Origin of the sequence: Bradyrhizobium sp. Pha-3, assembly GCF_042258615.1 — a bacterium.
Taxonomy (GTDB): domain Bacteria; phylum Pseudomonadota; class Alphaproteobacteria; order Rhizobiales; family Xanthobacteraceae; genus Bradyrhizobium.
In genome coordinates, this window is sequence record NZ_CP170152.1 from 6,161,277 (window position 1) to 6,177,896 (window position 16,620).

Annotated in this window: 16 protein-coding genes and 1 riboswitch; of the genes, 8 read left to right on the forward strand and 8 right to left on the reverse strand. The window is 66.4% G+C overall.

The features are described 5' to 3' along the window. Nucleotide 1 precedes the first annotated feature (1 nt). Genes ACE10Z_RS29260 through ACE10Z_RS29280 form a run of 5 tightly spaced genes read right to left on the reverse strand, consistent with a single transcriptional unit; the run spans nucleotide 2 to nucleotide 6,444 of the window. Complete coding sequence (locus tag ACE10Z_RS29260) at nucleotides 2-631, reverse strand: precorrin-8X methylmutase (protein ID WP_375783858.1); 630 nt, start codon at nucleotides 629-631, stop codon at nucleotides 2-4. After that, nucleotides 631-1,794, reverse strand: coding sequence for a precorrin-3B synthase (cobG, locus tag ACE10Z_RS29265; RefSeq protein WP_375783859.1), 1,164 nt, complete (start codon nucleotides 1,792-1,794; stop codon nucleotides 631-633). The genes ACE10Z_RS29260 and cobG overlap by 1 nt, the downstream gene beginning before the upstream one ends. After that, nucleotides 1,791-5,039, reverse strand: coding sequence for a cobaltochelatase subunit CobN (cobN, locus tag ACE10Z_RS29270; RefSeq protein ID WP_375783860.1), 3,249 nt, complete (start codon nucleotides 5,037-5,039; stop codon nucleotides 1,791-1,793). The genes cobG and cobN overlap by 4 nt, the downstream gene beginning before the upstream one ends. Further along, the gene (gene cobW, locus ACE10Z_RS29275) at nucleotides 5,039-6,073 is read right to left on the reverse strand and encodes a cobalamin biosynthesis protein CobW (RefSeq protein WP_375783861.1); all 1,035 of its coding nucleotides are present in this window, start codon (nucleotides 6,071-6,073) and stop codon (nucleotides 5,039-5,041) included. The genes cobN and cobW overlap by 1 nt, the downstream gene beginning before the upstream one ends. Further along, nucleotides 6,070-6,444, reverse strand: a complete 375-nt coding sequence (locus ACE10Z_RS29280) for a DUF1636 family protein (RefSeq protein ID WP_375783862.1) — start codon at nucleotides 6,442-6,444, stop codon at nucleotides 6,070-6,072. The genes cobW and ACE10Z_RS29280 overlap by 4 nt, the downstream gene beginning before the upstream one ends. 92 nt (nucleotides 6,445-6,536) lie before the next feature. Beyond that, nucleotides 6,537-6,753, reverse strand: a riboswitch (cobalamin riboswitch). Nucleotides 6,754-6,789: 36 nt separating this feature from the next. Between ACE10Z_RS29280 and cobO the strand changes: the two genes are divergently transcribed. Both cobO and ACE10Z_RS29290 read left to right on the forward strand, forming a co-directional pair. Further along, complete coding sequence (cobO, locus tag ACE10Z_RS29285) at nucleotides 6,790-7,443, forward strand: cob(I)yrinic acid a,c-diamide adenosyltransferase (RefSeq protein ID WP_375783863.1); 654 nt, start codon at nucleotides 6,790-6,792, stop codon at nucleotides 7,441-7,443. An 11-nt stretch (nucleotides 7,444-7,454) separates the two neighbouring features. Further along, nucleotides 7,455-8,903 carry a cobyric acid synthase gene (locus tag ACE10Z_RS29290; protein WP_375783864.1) on the forward strand — a complete coding sequence of 483 codons (1,449 nt, stop codon included), beginning with the start codon at nucleotides 7,455-7,457 and terminating at the stop codon, nucleotides 8,901-8,903. On the opposite strand, the gene cobD is transcribed toward ACE10Z_RS29290, so the two are convergent. Further along, complete coding sequence (gene cobD / locus ACE10Z_RS29295; RefSeq protein WP_375783865.1) at nucleotides 8,900-9,865, reverse strand: threonine-phosphate decarboxylase CobD; 966 nt, start codon at nucleotides 9,863-9,865, stop codon at nucleotides 8,900-8,902. The genes ACE10Z_RS29290 and cobD overlap by 4 nt on opposite strands. A gap of 11 nt (nucleotides 9,866-9,876) precedes the next feature. Next, nucleotides 9,877-10,800, reverse strand: coding sequence for an adenosylcobinamide-phosphate synthase CbiB (gene cbiB, locus ACE10Z_RS29300; protein WP_375789948.1), 924 nt, complete (start codon nucleotides 10,798-10,800; stop codon nucleotides 9,877-9,879). Nucleotides 10,801-10,967: 167 nt separating this feature from the next. On the opposite strand from cbiB, the gene cobU reads away from it, so the two are divergent. From cobU to ACE10Z_RS29330, 6 genes are all read left to right on the forward strand, one after another. Then, nucleotides 10,968-11,471: a bifunctional adenosylcobinamide kinase/adenosylcobinamide-phosphate guanylyltransferase gene (gene cobU / locus ACE10Z_RS29305; RefSeq protein WP_375783866.1), complete on the forward strand. Its 504-nt coding sequence runs from the start codon at nucleotides 10,968-10,970 to the stop codon at nucleotides 11,469-11,471. A gap of 32 nt (nucleotides 11,472-11,503) precedes the next feature. Continuing rightward, entirely contained in the window at nucleotides 11,504-12,136 is a 633-nt protein-coding gene (gene bluB / locus ACE10Z_RS29310) for a 5,6-dimethylbenzimidazole synthase (protein WP_375789949.1), read from the forward strand. Further along, entirely contained in the window at nucleotides 12,114-12,458 is a 345-nt protein-coding gene (locus ACE10Z_RS29315) for a hypothetical protein (RefSeq protein WP_375783867.1), read from the forward strand. Before bluB ends, ACE10Z_RS29315 begins: the two co-directional genes overlap by 23 nt. Next, entirely contained in the window at nucleotides 12,455-12,652 is a 198-nt protein-coding gene (locus tag ACE10Z_RS29320) for a CbtB-domain containing protein (RefSeq protein WP_375783868.1), read from the forward strand. The genes ACE10Z_RS29315 and ACE10Z_RS29320 overlap by 4 nt, the downstream gene beginning before the upstream one ends. Nucleotides 12,653-12,662: 10 nt before the next feature. Further along, nucleotides 12,663-13,421 (forward strand): CbtA family protein, encoded by a 759-nt coding sequence (locus tag ACE10Z_RS29325; RefSeq protein WP_375783869.1) that lies wholly within the window; start codon nucleotides 12,663-12,665, stop codon nucleotides 13,419-13,421. Between the two features lie 221 nt (nucleotides 13,422-13,642). Then, nucleotides 13,643-14,632, forward strand: a complete 990-nt coding sequence (locus tag ACE10Z_RS29330; protein ID WP_375783870.1) for a LacI family DNA-binding transcriptional regulator — start codon at nucleotides 13,643-13,645, stop codon at nucleotides 14,630-14,632. Nucleotides 14,633-14,828: 196 nt separating this feature from the next. Here the strand turns inward: ACE10Z_RS29330 and ACE10Z_RS29335 are convergent, their stop codons facing one another. Then, the gene (locus ACE10Z_RS29335; protein ID WP_375783871.1) at nucleotides 14,829-16,460 is read right to left on the reverse strand and encodes a flavin-containing monooxygenase; all 1,632 of its coding nucleotides are present in this window, start codon (nucleotides 16,458-16,460) and stop codon (nucleotides 14,829-14,831) included. Nucleotides 16,461-16,620 lie beyond the last annotated feature (160 nt).

Below are 16,620 nucleotides of genomic sequence, written 5' to 3' on the forward strand. Positions count from 1 at the left end.
GCTATTCGCTCCGGCTCGCCAGCGCATTGACGGCGGCGACCGTGATCGCCGAGCCACCGAGACGCCCCTCGACGGTCAGCGCCGGCACCGGCGGCGCGGCCATCAAGGCCGCCTTCGACTCGGCCGCACCGACAAAGCCGACCGGACAGCCGATGATCGCTGCCGGCCGTGGACAGTCGGCATCTTCCAACATGTTGAGCAGATGGAACAGCGCCGTCGGCGCGTTGCCGATCGCAACAATGGCCCCGGCCAGATGCGGCCGCCACAGCTCGAGCGCCGCCGCCGAGCGCGTATTGCGCATCGATTGCGCGAGTTCGGGAACCTTGGCATCGCCGAGCGTGCAGATGACGGCGTTGCCAGCCGGCAGGCGTGCGCGCGTGATGCCCTCCGACACCATCCGTGCATCGCAGAGAATCGGCGCGCCCTCCTGCAAGGCGGCGCGTGCGCTCCCGGCCATGCCGGGCGTGAAGCGGACATGCGCTTCCAGGCCCACCATGCCCGCGGCATGGATCATGCGCACGACCACTGGCTCCTCGTCAGGCGCAAAGCGGGCAAGGTCGGCTTCCGACCGGATGGTGGCAAAGGACTGGCGATAGATCGCCGCACCATCGGTCTCATAGACGTGCGGCATCAATGGTCTCCCATCAGCACGGAGGGATTTGCGACGAGGTAAGGGCCAGTCAGCCCTCGCATCACCGGCACATCCCGCGTGGTCCCGCAACGGATCAGGTCAAAACCCTCGCTTGACCCAACCAGGGTGACGTCCGCAGAACCGGAATGGGCACAGCCCTTGGCGCAGCCGGACACATGAAGCCGGGCATCGGCCGGGACAAACGATGCAAGCGCCGATGCCAATGCACGCGTGTCGGCATGCGCCTCACGACAGCGCGGTGCACCGCTGCAGGCGATCACGCGGAGCGCCGGATCATTGGCATCGGTGATGAGATCCGCTCCACGGGGCATCTCATGCATCCCCTCAGCCAGCACCATCCGCCACGGCGTCATGCGGAGAGCCTGCGCGCAGCCCGCGAGATGGCTGAGCATCTGGTGCGGCATCTGCCCAAAGGCTACGCCAACCAGCGCACCAGTCGGATAGAGGCCGGGCACAGAATCTGCCGATCGAGCCAGGGGCTCGGCGTCGCCGCGAAGCGACTGCGGCAAGCTCGCACCGCCGGCCAGATGAGCCGCCATCCGCCGCTTCCCACCCCCGGCTCCGCCGGAGGCGACGAACCATTCGGCCAACGCCAGCGCGGCCTGCACGGCCTCACTCCGCGCGACGGAAAGCCCGAATTGTGCGACGTCGGCACGCACCAGCAGTCCGCCGTTGCGATCGCGCTCGATCCGGATATCCGCCGACGCGCCAGCCAGGACCCGCTCGCTGCCATCATCGATCGCGAAGCCGAACTTGGTCGGAAGATCGAGCAACACGCTGGCGAGCGCCCGCTCAAGCTCGGCCGCGAGCAAAGGCGTGTCGTCATCGGGCGTCCAGAATGGCGTCACCAGAATGTTGCGCTGCGCCTCGGTATCCGGATCTGCGTCCAGCAACCCGAGCTCGGCGAGCCCGTCGATCAGGGGCGGATAACCTTCATCGTCGACACCGCGGATCTGGAGATTGGCGCGGCTGGTCAGATCGATCAGGCCGTTGCCGTATCGTCCGGCCAGTTCGGCAATTCCCCGTGCCTGCGCCGCCTCCAGCCGTCCGCCGCGCGGGCGAATGCGCACCACGAGGCCATCACCCGACTGCATCGGCCGCAGCGCGCCGGGACACCAGCCCTTGATCACGACGGCGCTCATGAGGCCTCCTGCAGCGCGGCCGCAATCGAATTGCGCCGCGTCTGCCAGAGCGATGCTTCATGCAGCCGGGTGAAGCAGGTTTCGATCGCAGCCAGCGCCGCCGGATTCTCGCGCGCCATGAAGGCGCGGACGTCGTCATTGCCGAGCGTCGCGTCGTAATAGAGGTCGAACAGATGCGGCGGCACCGCACCGGCAAGGTGCGCAAACGCCGCCATGTGCTCCAGCGTCGCCGATATCTCGGCGGCACCACGGAAGCCGTGGCGCATCATGCCCGCGATCCATGCGGGATTGGCCGCGCGCGCCCGCACCACCCGCGAGATTTCCTCGGTCAGCGAGCGGGCATGCGGTTGATCCGGCCGCGTCGCATCGAGGTGATAGAGCGACGGGACTTTTGCGCCGAGCCGCCGCGCCGCCGCGGCGATGCCGACCTCATGCGCGGCATAGTCCGCTGCCAGCAGCAGATCGGTCTCCGGCAGATCCTGGGTATGAACGAAGCTGTCGGCAGCAGCGAGCCTCGCCTCGATGCCGGCACGGTCAGGCCTGATCTCGCCATCGGATGCAATGGCCCAGGACGATGCCGACAGCCAGGCTTCACCGGCCGCGTCGCGCGCCTCGGGTGTGAAGACATCCGGGACAGCTGCGATGCCGGCACCATAATGTCCGGGGCGAGGTCCGAACACGCGCGAGATGCGCTGCCGGTAAGGATTCTCGTCCGCCTCATCGCTGCGTTCGGCCAACGCCTCGGCCGCTGCTTCGAACAACTGGGCAAGCCCCGTAAAGACGTCGCGGAATAGCCCCGACACGCGGAGCGTCACATCGATGCGCGGGCGGCCGAGCTCTGCCGGCGCGATGATGTCGTAGCCCGACACCCGGCCCGACCCATGATCCCAGCGCGGCGCGATGCCGGCGAGATGCAGCGCCATCGCAAAATCCTCGCCGGCGGTGCGCATCGTCGACGAGCCCCAGAGGTCGACGACCAGTCCTTTCGGCCAGTCGCCGTGATCCTGCAAATGTCGGCGCAGCAGCTCCTCGGCGAGCTTGACCCCTTGCACATGCGCCGACGGCGTCGGCACCGCGCGCGGATCGACCGCAAACAAATTGCGTCCGGTCGGCAGCACGTCGCTGCGCCCGCGATAGGGCGAACCCGACGGTCCCGGCGCAACACGCCGGCCGGCGAGCGCATCGCGCAACGCTGCCTTCTCCCCCTCGCCGCAGGCACCCTGTCCGAACACATGCAGGCCGTCGCCGAACTGGCTCTCCTTGAGATCGCAGACGAAGCGATCGATCTGCGGAATGGCCTCGGCCGCGGAGACCGATGCGGCGAGACCGAGATCGTCCTCCAGCCCGGCGATGCGCGCTTCTTCGCGAATCGCGGCAATCAGGCGCTGTCGCCGCGCCGGATCGAGACCGTCCGTAGTCGAGTATTCATCGAGCAAGCGCTCGAGACTGCGCAAGCCCTCCGGTACTGCCGCCTGCGCGAGCGGCGGCGGCAGATGGCCGATCGTCACGGCACCGATCCGGCGCTTGGCCTGCGCGGCCTCGCCGGGGTCGTTGACGATGAAGGGATAGACGACAGGCAGATCGCCGGTCAGCGCTTCCGGCCAGCATGCAGATGACAGCGCAACCGACTTGCCGGGCAGCCATTCCAGCGTCCCATGCGCGCCCATATGGACGACGGCATCGATGCCGTGCTGCCTGAGCCACAGATAGAAAGCGACATAGGCATGGCGCGGCGTTCGCGAGAGGTCGTGATAGTCGGCGTCACGCTGACCGACATCGCCGCGCTCCGGCTGAACCGCGATGATCGACTTGCCGCTCCGGATCGCCGCGAAATGAAATGCGCCGGCGCGACAATCGGGATCATCTTCCGGCGCACCCCATGCGCGCGCAAGATCGTCCTGGAGCTGCTGCGGGAGGCTGGAGACCAGTGCGCGATATTCGGCAACGTCCCATGTCAGCCTCCGGTGCAGCAGCACGCCACCCAGCGACTCCACCGGCTCGAGATCAAAGCCCGCAGCCGCGAGATCGGCCAGCAGCGTCTCCACCGAAGCAAGTGCATCGAGCCCAACGGCATGCGCGATCTGGTGCGGGCGCCCCGGATAGTTCGAGAGCACGACCGCGAATTGCTTGTCTCCGGCGGGCTTACGCGCAAGCCGATGCCAGGCCGCCACGCGCGCGACAACCGCTGCGACGCGCTCGGCATCCGGCCGGTGCGCAAGATGCGCGAATTGCAGATCGGGATCGCGCTCGCCGGGTGATTTGAAGCTCACGACGCCCGTGAAGAGGCGGCCGTCGACCTCCGGCAGCACCACATGCATCGCGAGGTCGCCGGGCGAAAGACCGCGCAGCGACAAGGCCCAATCCTCGCGCCGTGCCGTCGACAGCGCTACCTGGAACACCGGACATGAAGCAGCATCGAACGGCGTCGTGCCGTCGTCACCTGCCGCGGAGAACGCGGTCACATTGACGATGGCGGCGGGCGTGCATTGCGCGAATTGAGCACGCAGCCAATCGGCCACGCCGGCCGCCTTCAGCGAGGTGACGAACACGCCGTGGGCATCGAATCCGTTTTCGCGCAACGCCTCGATCAGCGCATCGACCGGCGCGGTATCGCCGGCCGCCAGATAGGAGCGATAGAAGGTCACGAGCACAAGCGGCCGGCCATCCGATGCCGGCAGCGCCGCGACAGTGCCGCGCCGCGAATCGTAGACGCCGATCTCGGGAAGATCGATCTCGCCGACGACAGGTCCGGCATAAAGGCCGGACGCCAGCGCCAGTTGCGCGATCACGGCTTGTGCGGCAACCGGGCCGCCCTTGTCGCACAGCACCTTCAGGCGGCGCAGCGTCGAGACCGGCAGGGTCGAGAATTCATCCAGCCGCAAATCGTCGCGGCCATCCGCCGGCAGCACGACCAGGGCGATGCCGCGCTCCTTCGCCAGGCGATGCACTGCGGCGAGCCCATATGACCAATAGGGTTCGCCGCCGATCAGCCGCACCAGAATGCCGCGCGCGTGCGACAGCGTCCGCTCGATATAGGTATCGACCGACAACGGATGGCGCAGCTCCGCCAGATTGGCGAGCCGCAGCGACGGCAGCGCAGCGCGGCCCCGCCGCCAGCCGGCCGCGAACGCCGCGAGATCACTGTCGGAAAACGACAACACCACGAGATCGGCCGGATCCTGGCCGAGGTCCCTTGGTGTCGCGGTCTCCTCAAGGCCGCGGCTCTCGCGGAAGACGACGTGCATCAGACACCTAGTCGCGCCCTGATCGCGGCTTCATCGATATCGCCATGTTCGCCGATCACGACGAGCTTCGACTGCCGTGCCCGCGCGCCCCAGGGCATATCGAACTGATGCCTGACCCGCTCGCCGACCGATTGCACCAGCAACCGCATCGGCTTGCCTTCGACCGCGATGTAGCCCTTGGCGCGCAGCACGTTCTGCTCGCGTGCCAGCCCCTTGATCGAGGCTATAAGCGCATCGACATCGGCGATCTCCGGAAGGTCGATCACGACGGAGTTGAAGTCGTTGTGCTCGTGTTCGTCCTCACCGTCATGGTGAGACGGCCGCGACGCGAGGTCATCCTCCGCCGCAGCCTCAAGGCCGAGGATCACGCGGGCATCGATCGCGCCATCGACGATGGGCAACATCGGCACCTCGCGCGGCATCTCGGCCGCGATCACCGCCTTGGCTGCGCTTATCCCCTCCGCTCCGGCGAGATCGGCCTTGGTCAGCAGCACGATATCGGCACAGGCGATCTGGTCCTCGAACACTTCGGACAGCGGCGTCTCGTGATCGAGGTTGTCGTCTGCCGCGCGCTGCGCATCCACCGCGGCCGGGTCAGGCGCAAATCGGCCCGCCGCGACGGCCTCGGCATCGGCCAGCGCGATCACGCCGTCGACCGTGATCCGCGAGCGGATCTCCGGCCAGTCGAACGCCTTCAGCAGCGGCTTCGGCAGCGCGAGCCCCGACGTCTCGATCACGATGTGATCGGGCCTCACAGGTCGTGCGAGCAACTGCTCCATCGCCGGGATGAAATCGTCGGCGACGGTGCAGCAGATGCAGCCATTGGCGAGCTCGACAATGTTCTCGGTCGGACAATTGGCATCGGCGCAGGACTTCAGGATGTCGCCGTCGACGCCTTCGCTGCCGAATTCGTTCACCAGCACCGCGAGCTTCTTGCCGTTGGCGTTGCGGATCAGATGCTGGATCAGCGTCGTCTTGCCGGACCCGAGAAAGCCGGTCACGACGGTGACCGGAACCTTGGCGAGCGTGGTCATTCTGCGGCCTCCGGCACGACGGCGATGGGTGGAATGCGGGCAAGCGATTGCTTGCGAAAGATTTCGGGACGGCTGCGCCACGGCACGATGCCGTCAGGCGCCGACGCGTAGGCGGTGGCGCCGGCGATCACATCCCTGGCATTGTCGGCGGACAGGCGGCCGTAGACATAGGACCACCGCCCCGGCGCGCTGAGCGCGACCGAGCAGCCCTGGCTGCAAGCCGACAGGCATTCGACCGGAACCAGATTGACGTCATCGGGCACGCCGGCCTCAACAAGCGCGGCATGCAGGCGCGCACCGGGCGCGACCTCACCTTCCGCGAGCGTCTGGCCCGCGCGACAGGTGATACAGACATGAAGTGTAACGCTCATCGCCCTTCCTGGATTGACTGCGGGAAGCGATGAGGCACACGAACCTGACGTGAACAGGCTCGTTCCCCGTCGCGGAACACCCCGTCCGCCGGTCTCAAACACACTGCGTCGGCAGGTCTCCCGGCTTGCGGAGTAGGATTGCTCCCTTGATACCCACCTTCCCGACTCCATCAGGGAATCAGTGGCTTGGGCATCTCTCCGGTCACGGTCGCGGGGGCGGCTGCGCTTTGGGCAAACCCTGCGGTCTGAGCCCTATCGCATTCCCTCTTCGCCTGTCGTAGGACAGGAACCAACGCGGGGTCACCATTCGGCCTAGCCTCGCACTTGTCAAGCCGAAGGAACGTGATGATTTCTGATGGAAACGACGCTGAGGACGGCGCCGTCGGCACCGACCCCTCGCTGGATGCGCGCCATGCGGCCAAGATGGCGAAAAAGAAGGTCGCCCGCGACAAGATCATGGCGACCAAGAGCGGTGAAAAAGGCCTGATCATCGTTCATACCGGCGCCGGCAAAGGAAAATCCTCCTCCGCCTTCGGCATGATCGTACGCTGCGTGGCGCACGGCTTTCCCTGCGCCGTGGTGCAATTCATCAAGGGTGCCTGGGATACCGGCGAACGCCGCCTGCTCACCGGGCATTTCGGCGACCTCTGTCAATTCCACGCAATGGGCGAAGGTTTTACCTGGGAGACGCAGGATCGCGCCCGCGACATCGCGGCAGCGCAGGCCGGCTGGGAAAAGGCCAAGCAGTTGATCGCGGATCCGAGCTTGCGGATGGTCGTGCTCGACGAAATCAACATCGCGCTGCGCTACGATTATCTGGCGATTGCCGATGTCGTCGGCTTCCTGACCACGTCGAAGCCGCCGATGACGCATGTCGTGCTCACCGGGCGTAACGCCAAGGACGAATTGATCGAGATTGCCGATCTCGTCACCGAGATGACGCTGGTGAAGCACCCCTTCCGCTCCGGCATCAAAGCGCAGCCGGGCGTCGAGTTCTGACGGTCAGCACCATGGCGCGCGCATTGATGATCCAGGGAGCCGGCTCGGACGTGGGCAAGTCGCTCATCGTCGCCGGCCTCGCGCGTGCCGCGAGGCGACGCGGCCTGCGCGTGCTGCCGTTCAAGCCGCAGAACATGTCGAACAATGCCGCCGTGACCGTCGACGGCGGCGAGATCGGACGTGCGCAGGCGTTGCAGGCGCTCGCCGCCGGCGTCGAGCCGCACAGCGACATGAACCCGGTGCTGTTGAAGCCGGAGACCGATGTCGGTGCCCAGGTCATCGTGCAAGGCAAGCGGATCGCGACCGCCCGCGCGCGCGAATATGCCGCCATGAAGCCGTCGCTGATGGGCGCGGTGCTGGAGAGTTTTGGGCGACTGAAGGCGCGCGCCGACCTGGTGCTGGTCGAAGGCGCCGGCAGCCCCGCCGAAGTCAATCTGCGCAAGTCCGATATCGCCAATATGGGCTTTGCGCGCAGGGCCGACGTGCCCGTGGTACTGGTCGGCGACATCGACCGCGGCGGCGTGATCGCGCAGCTCGTCGGCATCCAGGCGGTGATCGATCCTGATGATGCCGCGATGATCCAGGGCTTCGTCATCAACAAGTTCCGCGGCGATCCGACGCTGTTCGACGACGGCTACCGCCTGATCGAAGCCCGCACCACGTGGCGCGGCTTTGGCGTGCTGCCCTGGTTCGCTCGCGCCGGCGAGCTTCCGGCCGAGGACGCGCTCGGGCTCGGCGACGCGCGCAAGCCCGGCCAGTGCAAGATTGCGTTTCTGGCGCTGTCGCGGATCGCCAATTTCGACGACCTCGATCCGCTCAAGCTCGAACCCGGCGTCGATCTCGTGATGGTCCGGCCGGGCGAAGCCATCCCGGGCGATGCGCGGCTTGTCATCCTGCCCGGCTCGAAATCGACCCGCGGCGATCTCGCCTTCCTGCGCGCGCAAGGCTGGGACATCGACCTTCTGGCGCATCATCGCCGCGGCGGCCACATCCTCGGCCTGTGCGGCGGATACCAGATGCTTGGGCAAAGCGTCGCCGATCCCGATGGGATCGAAGGTCCCGCCGGCGAAACGCGCGGGCTCGGGCTGCTCGATGTCACGACTGTCATGACCGAACAGAAGACGCTGACCCGCGTCAATGCGGTGCATGCTGCGACCCATCGGCCGATCAGCGCCTACGAAATCCACATCGGGCGCACCGATGGCCCGGATCGCGCGCGGCCCTTTTCAATGCTTGACGGCGCGCCGGAAGGCGCCATGTCGAGCGACGGGCACGTTCACGGCAGCTATCTGCACGGCCTGTTCACCTCAGACGAATTTCGCAAGGCGTTCCTTGCGCAGCTCGATATCCCTGCGGCGGATCAGCCGTACGGCGCCAGGATCGAGCGCGCGCTCGACGCGCTTGCCGAGCACATCGAGACCCATCTCGATGTCGAGGGCCTGCTCGCGCTGGCGCGTTAGGCGGATAGTGCGGCAGAAAGGCGTGACCACTCGGTCTCGCTGCCCGGCAAGCCCAAGCGCAGCCATCCCGGCCTTTGCTGAAAAACCCGCGACCAGATCTGCGATCGAGCAAGCTTCTCCTGCGCAGCCAGCGCGTTGCCGGTCTCGTAGAGCCGGAACAGCGGCGTGCCGCCGAGCAGCGTCCAGCCCTGCGATCGCGCCTCCGCATCGAGCCTGGCGCAGTCGTCGGCCAGCCGGGCGGTTGTCGCCGTTGCCCAGTCGTGATCGAGCAAGGCCCGCCGCCCGATTGCGATTGCCCCGCCTGAAACCGGCCATGGGCCCAACATCGCCGCAAGCGCAGCGATATCCGGCTCGCTGCCGACGGCGAAGCCGAGCCGCAAGCCGGCAAGTCCGTAGAACTTGCCGAACGAGCGCAGGATCAGGAGGCCCGGATGTCCTGCCTCGCTTGCAAGCGACAGGTCGGGAACAGCGTCCGCAAAACTCTCGTCAATGACGAGCCGGCCGACGCGTGGCAACAGTGCGAGCAGTTCGTGCCGATCATGGCGCCTTCCATCGGGATTGTTGGGATTGACGACGACGGCAATGTCAGCTCCCGCAAGCGTTGCAAGATCGGACACCTCGGTCACGTCCCAACCGGCGGCCGAGAACACGGCAGCATACTCATTGTAGGTCGGTGCAAGGATGCGTGCCCGCCCCCGAGACGCCAGATGCGGCAGCAACTGGATGGCGGCCTGCGCGCCGCCTACCGCCGCGATCGGCGCATCGGTGCGGTAGGCCTGCCGTGCGGCGTTGTGCAGCGACTCGATCTCGGAGCGCGACGGCAGCGCGTTCCACTGCCGCGGCTCGACATCCACGTCAGGATACGGCACCCGGTTGATCCCCGTCGACAGGTCGATCCAGTCTTCCGCGGCGCCGCCGAAGCGCTGCTGGGCGACATCGAGATTTCCGCCATGCTCGCGCATGCGCCGCTCCTTCACGCCAGCGCCAGGACCACGAACGCCGCGGCCAGCAGCATCATGGCGTAACGATAGAGTTTCAGCCCGGTGAGAACGTCAGCGGCAGCCGGATCACACGCGGCCTCATTCAACCAGGGCTCATCCGCGATGCTGCCGTGATAGATGCGAGGCCCGCTGAGCCGCACACCGAGCGCGCCGGCCATCGCCGCTTCCGGCCATCCGGCATTCGGCGAGCGATGGCGCCGCGCATCGCGCAACATGCATGACCAGGCCTGCGAGCGATGCGGGGCAAGCAGGACGAACAGCAGACCGGTCAGCCGCGCCGGAATGAGATTGGCGAGATCGTCGATCCGGGCAGCGGCCCAGCCGAACGCCTCGTGCCGCTCGGTGCGATGGCCGATCATGGAGTCCAGTGTATTGATCGCCTTGTAGCCAAGAATTCCGGGCAGGCCGAACAGCGCACCCCAAAACACCGGCGCCACGATGCCGTCGGAGGCATTCTCGGCAAGGCTCTCGATGGTCGCACGCGCGATGCCGGCGTCGTCGAGCGTTGCCGGATCGCGTCCGACAATCTGCGCGACCGCCGAACGCGCGGCGGCGATGTCGCCGGCGACAAGCGGATGTGCGACCGCGGCGACATGATCATGCAGCGAACGCAGCGCGACCAGCGGCCACGCCAGTACACCGACAAGGACGACGCGCCCCCATCCGGATGGGAGCAGAGACTGCACGGCCCAACCCAGCGCCGTCGCCAGCGCGATCACCAGGATGGCGGCCGCGACACCGGCGGCGCGACGAAACGCCGGCGGATCAGAGGCCCGGTTCCAGGCGGTATCGACGAGATGGATCAGCCGGCCGAGCCAGGTCACGGGATGGCCGATGCGGGCAAACAGCCAAGCCGGCCAGCCGATCAGGGCGTCCACAGCCATCGCCACCGCCATCGCTCCCGCAAAACCCACGCACCTCTCCTCACCGCGATCCCCCTGATGCGCAAGACGTCGGCCGAGTGCAAGCCCTCCCGTGACGGATTTCGGCTTTGTCTTTTGCCGCGATTGGTGGTTAGAGCGTTTTCGGGCGGAGCGGATACCGGTTCGCAATGGGAGACCATATGGCCGTCATTCTGATCACCGGCGGAGCCCGGTCGGGAAAAAGCCGGCGCGCCGAACTTCGCACGCGCAGCTTTCCAGGTCAGCCGGTCTACGTTGCGACCGCCGAGGCGCTCGACGCGGAAATGGATGAGCGCATCGCCAAGCACCGCGAACGCCGTGGCGGCGGCTGGATCGAACGCGAGGTGCCGCTCGACCTGGTCGAGGCACTGGCCGAGACCGATGGCGGCGGCGCAAGGCTGGTCGATTGCCTGACGCTGTGGCTGTCCAACCTGCTGCATGCGGAGCGCGACTGGTCGCAGGAAGTCGCGCGGCTGTCGGACGCGCTGGCGCGCCAGCGCAGCCCGGTCATCATGGTCACCAACGAGGTGGGCCTCGGCATCGTGCCTGATAACGCGCTGGCGCGGACCTTCCGCGACGCCGCAGGGCTCATGAACCAGAGCATCGCCGGCGCGGCGGACGAGGTCGAGTTCGTCGTTGCGGGCCTGCCGATGAAGCTGAAATGAACAACACGATCGATCCCGGCAAAGGCCCCGCGATGGTCTCGTTCGACGATGCGTTTCGCCGGCAACTGCACGAACTCTTCGTGTGGCGGCGCGACGTGCGGCGCTTCCGCACCGATCCGCTGCCTGATGGCACGATCGAGCGGCTGATCGAGATCGCCTGCCTGTCGCCTTCGGTCGGGTTGAGCCAGCCCTGGCGGTTCGTCATTGTCGACGATGCGGCGCGGCGCCGCGCGGTCATCGAGGACTTCAAGACCTGTAACGCCGACGCGCTGCGATCCTATTCCGGTGAGCGTGCAGCAAAATATGCAGCATTGAAACTATCCGGCCTCGAAGAGGCGCCCGGCCATCTGGCCGTGTTTGCCGAAAAGTCCGACCAGATCGGCTCCGGTCTCGGGCGGGCGACGATGCCGGAGACGACAGAATATTCGGTGGTGGCCGCGATCTGTGCGATGTGGCTTGCCGCGCGCGCGGAAGGCATTGGGCTCGGCTGGGTCTCGATCCTCAATCCAGGCCGCGTTCAAGTGATCCTGGAAATACCTGATACGTGGAAATTCATCGGCTACCTCTGCATCGGTTACCCCCAGGCGGAATGCGACCGCCCGGAACTCGAGCAGGCCAAGTGGGAATCGCGGCGAGGTCCGGATGAATTCACCATCCGACGCTGAGCAATCTCCGAACGGCAGCGGCGCGTCGAACGGCGCCGCCCACTGGCGCGCCGACATCACCTCGCTGGTCTTTCCGCTCCCGGAGCACGGCGCCATCTGCGCGGTGCATCGGGGGGCGTTTCGGACGTTGCTTGGCGCCGACCCGACGCCGGAAGGCTGTATCGGTTATTTCGCGCGCCTTGAAGACGCGTTCAGGGCCGCGGCACGCGCCAAGATCCTGCGCAAGCGCATCCCTGTTGGAACAAATCTGCATCTTACCAGTCGCGACATCGCTCGAAAGCTGCTAGAAGCCGACCAAATCGAACGTGGAGAACGACCATGAGCCAGTCCCAGGCCGCGCAAACCCAGACCACGCATCTGCCGGTCGCCACCAGACAGGTCGGACGGCTTGCCCAGTCCCTGATGGCGATGTCGCTTGGCCTGTTCATCGTCGGCGTGGTCGGGTTCTCGCACATCGACGTGATCCATAATGCCGCGCACGACGTGCGCCATTCCAACGCATTCCCCTGCCACTGACCCCGCCGGCATGAGCACGTTTCGCTCGATCGTCTTCTCCTCGGTCATTGCCGGATTCATCGTTGGCCTGATCGTCACTGCGGTTCAGCAGTTCGGCACCGTTCCGCTGATCCTCAAGGCCGAGGTCTATGAGAAGGCGGCCGAGGTCTATGAGAAGGCGGCCGAGCACAAGCACGAAGCTGCCGCGCAGCCGCAGGCCATCCTCGTCCACGATCATGCGGATCATGATCATGGCGCCGAGGCGTGGGAGCCGCGCGACGGCCTGGAGCGCAACCTCTATACGGCAGGGGCGAACATCCTGACCGGGATCGGCTTTGCGCTCCTGCTGTGCGGCTTCTTCTCGATTCGCAGTGGCGCGACCGGCGAGCCGATCTCGTGGCACGAAGGCTTGATGTGGGGCCTCGCAGGCTTTGCCGTTTTCACGATTGCGCCGGGCCTTGGGCTGCCACCTGAACTGCCGGGGGTGCCCGCGGCACCACTGATGTCGCGTCAGATCTGGTGGGTGACGGCGGTGCTGGCGACATCCGCCGGCCTCGGGCTGATCGTGTTCCGCCGCTCGATGCCGGCCGCCATCGCCGGCGTGGTCCTGATCATGCTGCCGCATTTGATCGGCGCGCCCGAGCTGGAGCATGTCGAGACCAACGTGCCCTCGTCATTGTCGCATCAGTTCGTGGTCGCCGTCACGCTGACCAGCCTGGTGTTCTGGTCCTTGCTGGGCAGCCTGACCAGCGCCGCGTTCGCTTATTTCGACCGGCCGGCATCGGCGTGACGCCACGGTCATCCCGCTAGGAATGTATCGGCCTGGTGGCCTGGCGATAGGAATCATTTGAGATTCGGGGCGGAGCCTGATTAGCTTCGGCCATACCGTCTGCCGTACGCCGCAACTGGCGCGTCTGACGACGACAATGCCGAACCGACGGGACCCGACCACCGATGACCAAGACGCGACGGACACGAGCGACGATTCGTGACGTCGCGGCCGAGGCCGGCGTGTCCGTCTCAAGCGTCAGCCGCACGCTCAACGGCGGCATCTATACCAGCGCCGAGCTGCATGCGCGCATCATGCGCGCGGTGAAGCGCCTCGGGTTCGAGCCCGACCAGGCGGCGCAGGCACTGCGCTCGCGGGCGTCCAACACGATAGGCTGCATGGTCGCCGATTTCTCCAATCCGCACTACACCGGCATGGTGAGCGCGGCGGAGGAGGAATTCCAGCGCGCCGGCTTCCTCTTGATGCTCGCGGCGACCAAGCACGAGGAGGCGCGCGAGGCGGCGTTCCTGTCGGCGGTGCGGCGGCGCCAGATGGACGGACTGCTGCTGTTCGCCGGCGACAATTCCCACAAGGATTTCATGAAGGGGCTGGTCAGGCTCGACCTGCCCTGCGTCACCGTCGACCGCGAGGTGCCCGATAGCGTCATGGTTCGCGTCGATCACCGCGGCGGCGCGCTCGAAGCGACGCGCTACCTGATCGGCCTCGGCCATCGCCGGATCGCGCTTCTGACCGGCAGCGCCGCGGTGTTACCGAGCACGGAGCGGCTCGCGGGCTACCGGCAGGCGCATCAGGAAGCCAAGATCGATGTCGATCCGACCCTGATCCGACCACACATGCAGGGCGCCAACACCGCCTTCAGCTCGGTGTGCCAGTTGCTGCAAATGACAAAACCGCCGACCGCGATCATCTCGCTCGGCACCAGCATGCTGGCCGAGGTGCTGGAGGCAATCACCAGCAACGGCCTGCGCTATCCGCAGGACGTATCGATCGTGTGCAGCGGCGACACCGATCTCGCGCGCCATGCGACGCCCGCGATCTCGGCCTTGAGCTGGGACATGAACGAGGTCGGCCGCACCGCCGCGCGGCTGTTGCTGGAGCGGATCCGCGAGCCCGACAAGGCCGGCAGCAGCGCCCCGATGTTCCTGCCGACACGCCTCATCCTGCGCCGTTCCTGCGCCGCACCGCCGACGCCCACGCGAGGGTGGAAATAGTCCAGCGGAATCTCCGGGTTCTGGAAACGGTTCCAGTCTTTCGTGTCGGATAGCTCTATCCACGTCATTGCGAGCGACGCGAAGCAATCCATGGCGACCGATCATGTGGAACGATGGATTGCTTCGTCGCTTCAGCGCAAAATTGCTTTGCAATTTTGTCGCGAGCTCCTCGCAATGACGGAAGGAGACGGCACTCTCAGCGCAGCACAAACCCTTCATAACCGCGCTGCGCGATCTGCGCGATGCGGTGGCGGTAGCCCTGGCCGACATAGGGCATGAACACCCGCGGCTTGCCTGCGATGTTGGCGCCCTGGTACCAGGAATTGGCCTTCGGATAGAGCGTGCGGCTGGCGGCGTCGGCGACATGCGCCATCCAGGCCTGCTCGGCGTCGCGTTCCGGCTCGATCCGCGTCAATCCCTTGGCACGCATGCTGTCGAGGCAGGCCGTGATCCACTCAACATGATTCTCGCAGGCATGGATCACATTGCCGATGACAGAAGGGCTACCCGGTCCGGTCACGACGAACAGGTTTGGAAATCCCGACACCATCAGGCCGAGATAGGCGCTGGGGCCGTCGGCCCAGGCCTCCTTCAACGTCGCGCCATCGCGCCCGCGGATCTGCATCGCGGCGAGCGCCCCGGTCATCGCGTCATAGCCCGTCGCCAGCACCAGCGCATCGAGCGCGAACGACCGCGTCGCGGTCTCGACACTCGTCTCGGTGACTGTCGTCAGCGGCTCCGTGCGCAAATCGACCAGCTCGACATGCGGCAGATTGTAGGTCGCGAAATAGCCGGTATCGATGCAGATGCGCTTGACGCCGAGCGGATAATCCTTCGGTGACAGCGCCTCCGCCGTCGCCCCGTCGTGCACGATGCCGCGGATCTTGTCGCGCACGAAATCGCAGGCGACGTCGTTGACGGCCGCATCGGTCAGGATGTTCGGGAACGCGGTCAGGATGCCGCCGCCGCCCTGCTCCCACAGCTGTTCGTAGCGTGCCCACTGCACGTCCCGCTCAGGCACCGGCGCGTCGAAGGCGTTCGCAGGCACCCGTCCGAACTCCGGCGTCTCGAGGCTCTCGCGATATTTCGCGATCACGGGCTCGGCGGCTGCGATATCGGCATCGGACAGCGGCGCATTCCGTGCCGGCACCGAATAGTTCGGCGTGCGCTGGAATACGGTCAGGCGGCTCGCCGCCTTGGCGACCATCGGGATCGTCTGCACACCTGACGAGCCGGTGCCGATCACGGCAACGCGCAAGCCGGAAAAGTCGATCTCTTCATGCGGCCACTGCCCGGTATGATAAACTGGCCCACGAAAACGCGCGAGGCCCGGCAGCTTCGGCTTGTTGGGCACCGAGAGATTGCCGGTCGCCATCACGCAAGTCGATGCGACGATGCAATCGCCGCGATCGGTGCGCAACGTCCAGCTCTCGCCTGCCTCGTCCCAGTCGGCGCTCGTCACGCGGGTGTCGAAGCGGATCAGGGAGCGCAGACCGAACCGGTCGGCGACGCGCTGCGCGTAGCGCAGGATCTCCGGCTGGGCGGCGTATTTCTCGCTCCAGCGCCATTCCTGCCGCAGCTCCTCCGACCAGCTGTAGGAATAGAACAGGCTCGGAATGTCGCAGCGCGCGCCCGGATAGCGATTCCAGTACCAGGTGCCGCCGACGTCGGACGCCGCCTCGATGCCGATCACCTTCAGCCCGAGCTCGCGCAAGCGATAGATCGCATACAGCCCGCCGAAGCCGGCACCGACCACGACCGCATCGCATTCGGCGACCAGCGGCGGCCTCGCGCCATGATCCGGGCTCGTCTGCTCCAGTCCGCTCATTTGTCACATCTCTCCGGCCGCAGGAATATTGCCATCGGTGGGAACGCGCGCTAATCTGGAAACGTTTCCAGACCGGAAGCGCATACGATAATTGTCGCCGGGCGTCAACGCGCCGGCCCCGAAGGGGAGCCGCGGATACGTCACAAGGTGATCACATCAG